A 4165-nucleotide genomic window follows, 5' to 3' on the forward strand; every position below is an offset into this window, starting at 1 on the left:
CACAGCTTATACAGATATAGATTTTGCTATAGATAGGTTAAGTGGTGATATAGTTGAAAAAACTTCTAAAATTATAACAACCTATGCTGATGAAGGTGTCGGTTTACAACCTGATGCTGCGGTAGAGGACTTGGTAAATAAAGCAGTTGAGCAAGTAAATCCTATAATAAATAGAGAGATAACGGTGAGTGAAGTTGATATAACAAGACAGCAAAACGAAGCAGGTGAGTCAGCACTAGGCAATCTAATAGCGGATGCACAAAATTGGCAAATGAACACAGATTTTGCATTTATGAATCCAGGCGGCATTAGAGATGATATAAAGGCAGGTGTGGTTACTTATGGAGATTTGTACTCAGTACAGCCATTTGGTAATACGTTGGTTAAAATGGAGCTGACAGGTAATGAAATAAAAGAACTATTAAGACAACAATGGCAGACTGAAGATTATCCAAGGATGCTACAAATATCCGGGCTTTCATACACGTGGGATGCAAACAAGGATATTAACGAAAGGATAATAAATATTGTAGATAACAACAATGTGCCACTTGATGATAACAGAATTTATAAGATAACTGTTAATTCTTTTCTTGCTGATGGTGGTGATGGTTTTACAGTTTTAAAGAATGGCAGAAACAGAGAAATAGGGCCAACAGATTTAGACGGATTAATAAATTTTATAAATGAATTAAAACAGCCAATTTATTATACAATAGAGGGCAGAATTAAAAAAATTATGTAAAAACTACTTTATAAATTTCTATATTAGAAGTTATTAACAACTTTTTATTTTGTTATTTTTTATGTTATCACTTAGCACTTCTTACTTTTAAATGGTATATATATCTTATATACGTATAGGTAAAGCGAATATAGTTGTTTGAGTTATTTTTACCAAAATCTATACCAGGTGTAGTTGCAATAACTAAGTTTTCTAACATATCAAAGATTCCTTCAACTTGCGAAGTAAAAGATTGAGGGACAGATGCGGAAAATTCAACTTGCGAAGTTGGGAGACTAACATAATTGATTGTTATAAAATAAAGTGATATAAAACTTATAATGAGATTATATAGAAGTTTTCTCTTTGTACCAGGTAATAATGAAAAGCGCATTAGAAAAGCTTTATCAAGTGAAGCTGATGCAATTATCATTGATTTAGAGGATGCAGTAGCCACAAATGAAAAGGATAGCGCAAGAGATATAGCCTTAAGGCTAAGCAATGAACCTAGAAAAAAGCCCTTATATATAAGAATTAATAGCTTGAAAAGCCCTTATTTTGAAAAAGATATAGAATGTATTAATACTTCCAATATAGATGGTGTAATTTTACCCAAATGTGAAAAAGGTGAAGATGTTACTTATTTAGTTAATAGATTAAAAATAAAATTAGATATTATCCCACTTATAGAAAGTGCAAAGGGTGTTATAAACTCTCAAAATATAGCAGCTTCCTCAGAAAATATATCACGTTTAGCTTTTGGAGCTATTGATTATACTCTAGATATTGAAGCAATTTATTCTAAAACAGGTAAAGAGTTATTATACCCTAGAAGTAAGCTCGTTTTAAGCTCAAAAGTAGCAAATTTATTTCCACCTGTTGATACAGTATTTCCTGACCTTGAAGATGAAACATCTCTTGCTCTAGAAATAGAGGAAGCTAAAATTTTGGGGATGTTTGGTAAATTAGCAATACATCCTAAACAATTACCTATTATAAATAATAATTTTACACCTAGTGAAAAAGAAATAGAAGAAGCTAAAAAAGTAGTAGAGATATTTGAGAAAAGTGAAAAGGAAGGTACTGCTGCTATAGAAGTAGATGGAAAATTTGTTGATTATCCAGTGTATAAGAGGTCAAAAAATTTGCTTAATCTAATAAATAATTTTAATCAGGAGTAATAATTGGGAAGGCTAACTGAGGATAATATAAAAGCATTGATGAGAGAAGATGGTTTACCAGTAGGTGATTTTTATACTACTGACTCACCAAGTGGGGTAGATAAATTAGCAAATAAACTAAATTTTCCTATTGTTTTAAAAGCATTAGTTCCTATAGGAAAGAAAGGAAAGGCTGGTGCAGTTAAGTTTGCTAATAATTTAGAGGAAGCTAGAAGTAGGGCAGAAGACTTATTCTCTATGACTGTTAGAAACTACCCAGTTAATAAAATTATAATTGAAGAAAAGATAAATATAGCAAAGGAATTCTACATATCTTTTACCTATGATAAAATTAAATATTTACCTCTTTTAATAATCAGCCCTGAGGGTGGGGTAGATATTGAGGAATCAAGTGAAATATATCAGTACCATATAGATCCATTCTTAGGATTAAACCCTTTTGAGGCAAGATCTTTATGGATTAAAGCAGGACTAAAGGGGAATTTAATACAAAAACTTGGGAATATTACAACTAAATTATATCATTTTTTTACTAAATATGATGACTACCTGTTAGAATTAAATCCACTAGCCTTAACAGCAAATAATGATTTAAGAATAGTCGGAACACTTATGGGAGTGGATGATGCAGCAATGTTTAGGCATAGTAATTTATCCTCAATTGTACAAATTGGCTCTGAAAAATATTGGAGGCCTTTAACAGAAAGAGAAAAAAAATCAGTTGAAGTTAATGAGGCTGACCCTTACAGAGGTACAGCACGATATACAGAAATGGAAAATGGTGATATTGGTTTTATGTGTGGAGGAGGTGGTGCTAGCCTATTGTTATTTGATGCCTTAGTTAGCGCAGGTGGAAAGCCAGCTAACTACTCAGAATTTGGTGGTAACCCAACTGCCGAAAAACTTTATGGACTTTGTAAGATAATCCTATCGAAACCTGGAGTTAAAGGACTATTAGTTGCTCAAAATATTACAAACAATACCCAAGTGGATCTGGTTGCAGAAGGGGTTGTAAGAGCTATAAAGGATTTGGGTATTAATCCAAAAAAATTTCCTATAATTGTTAGAGAAGCAGGAGTTAACGAAAAAGTTGCAAGGGAAATTTTTGAAAAGGAAGGTATTGAATATTATGCAGATGAGATAACTTTAACTGAGGTTGCCGAAAAAATGGTAAAAAAAATGAATGAGGTATATAGAAGTGGCTATAATTCTTGATAAGAATACAAATATAGTTATACAAGGGATAACTGGCAGGGAAGCATCAATGGTAACAAGACACACCCTTAATTATGGCACTCCTATTTTAGCTGGTGTAACACCTGGTAAGGGAGGGCAAAGAGTGGAGAGTGTTAGCGTATATAATAGTCTTGAATTAGCTATCTCAAAAAATCCAGCTATAAATACTACGGCTATATATGTGCCACCTGCATTTGTTTATGATGCAGTTTTAGAAGCTATATTTAATAATATAAAAATAATTTTTATTGCTACTGAAAATGTACCTCAGAGAGACGCAATAAAATTTCTAAAACTAGCAAAAGAGAAAGGTGTTTATATTATTGGTCCAAACTCTGTTGGTATTATAAGCCCAAAATATAGAATGAAAATAGGTGCAATTGGCGGCGATAATGTTGAGAGATGTTTTGTTCCAGGTAGTGTAGGCGTTATCTCTAGAAGTGGCGGAATGACAGCAGAAACAGCTTTTATGATAAAAAGGGCTGGTTTTGGTGTTAGCTCTGCTGTAAGTATAGGTGGGGATCCTTTTATAGGTATGAAGCCACTAGATCTTATAAAGCTTTTTGGTAGTGATGATGAGACAGAGGCAATTGTTATGTTCTCAGAGCCTGGAACCAACTTCGAAGAAGAGGTTGCCGACTATTTAAAACATAATAAATATAATAAACCTATTATTGCTTTTATTGCAGGTAGATTTACAGAAAGTCTACCAGAGGATACTGTATTTGGTCATGCAGGGGCTATGATCTCTAAAGGTATAGGTAAGCCTTCTGAAAAAATAAAAAAGCTGAAAGATTGTGGGGTATATGTTGCTGATAAATTTGATGATATACAACCACTACTAAGAGATGCTTTAGGCTAAAAATAAAAAAATACAGTCAACAGCCTTTTCAAAAGTCATCCTGAGAGTATTTAAGTAGTAAGTTGTAGTAAGAAACTGACCCATTAAAGCATAATGTTAATCAAGTAACCATTTTAATAATATGCTTTAAAAATTAAATAAATTAAATTTATATAGATAATA

4 protein-coding genes are annotated in these 4165 nt (G+C 32.3%); all 4 read left to right on the forward strand.

The genetic code is table 11. The features are described from left to right. On the forward strand, positions 1–745 hold a 745-nt coding region (locus SVN78_09095; GenBank protein ID MDY6821761.1), incomplete at its 5' end, for a 5'-nucleotidase. 320 nt (positions 746–1065) lie between these two features. After that, positions 1066–1905: a CoA ester lyase gene (locus SVN78_09100; protein ID MDY6821762.1), complete on the forward strand. Its 840-nt coding sequence runs from the start codon at positions 1066–1068 to the stop codon at positions 1903–1905. 3 nt (positions 1906–1908) lie between these two features. Next, on the forward strand, positions 1909–3120 hold the full coding sequence (locus tag SVN78_09105) for an ATP-grasp domain-containing protein (protein ID MDY6821763.1): 1212 nt from the start codon (positions 1909–1911) through the stop codon (positions 3118–3120). Then, entirely contained in the window at positions 3104–4003 is a 900-nt protein-coding gene (locus tag SVN78_09110) for a succinate--CoA ligase subunit alpha (GenBank protein MDY6821764.1), read from the forward strand. The genes SVN78_09105 and SVN78_09110 overlap by 17 nt, the downstream gene beginning before the upstream one ends. Positions 4004–4165 lie beyond the last annotated feature (162 nt).

The organism is Deferribacterota bacterium (assembly GCA_034189185.1).
Taxonomy (GTDB): Bacteria; Chrysiogenota; Deferribacteres; order Deferribacterales; family UBA228; genus UBA228.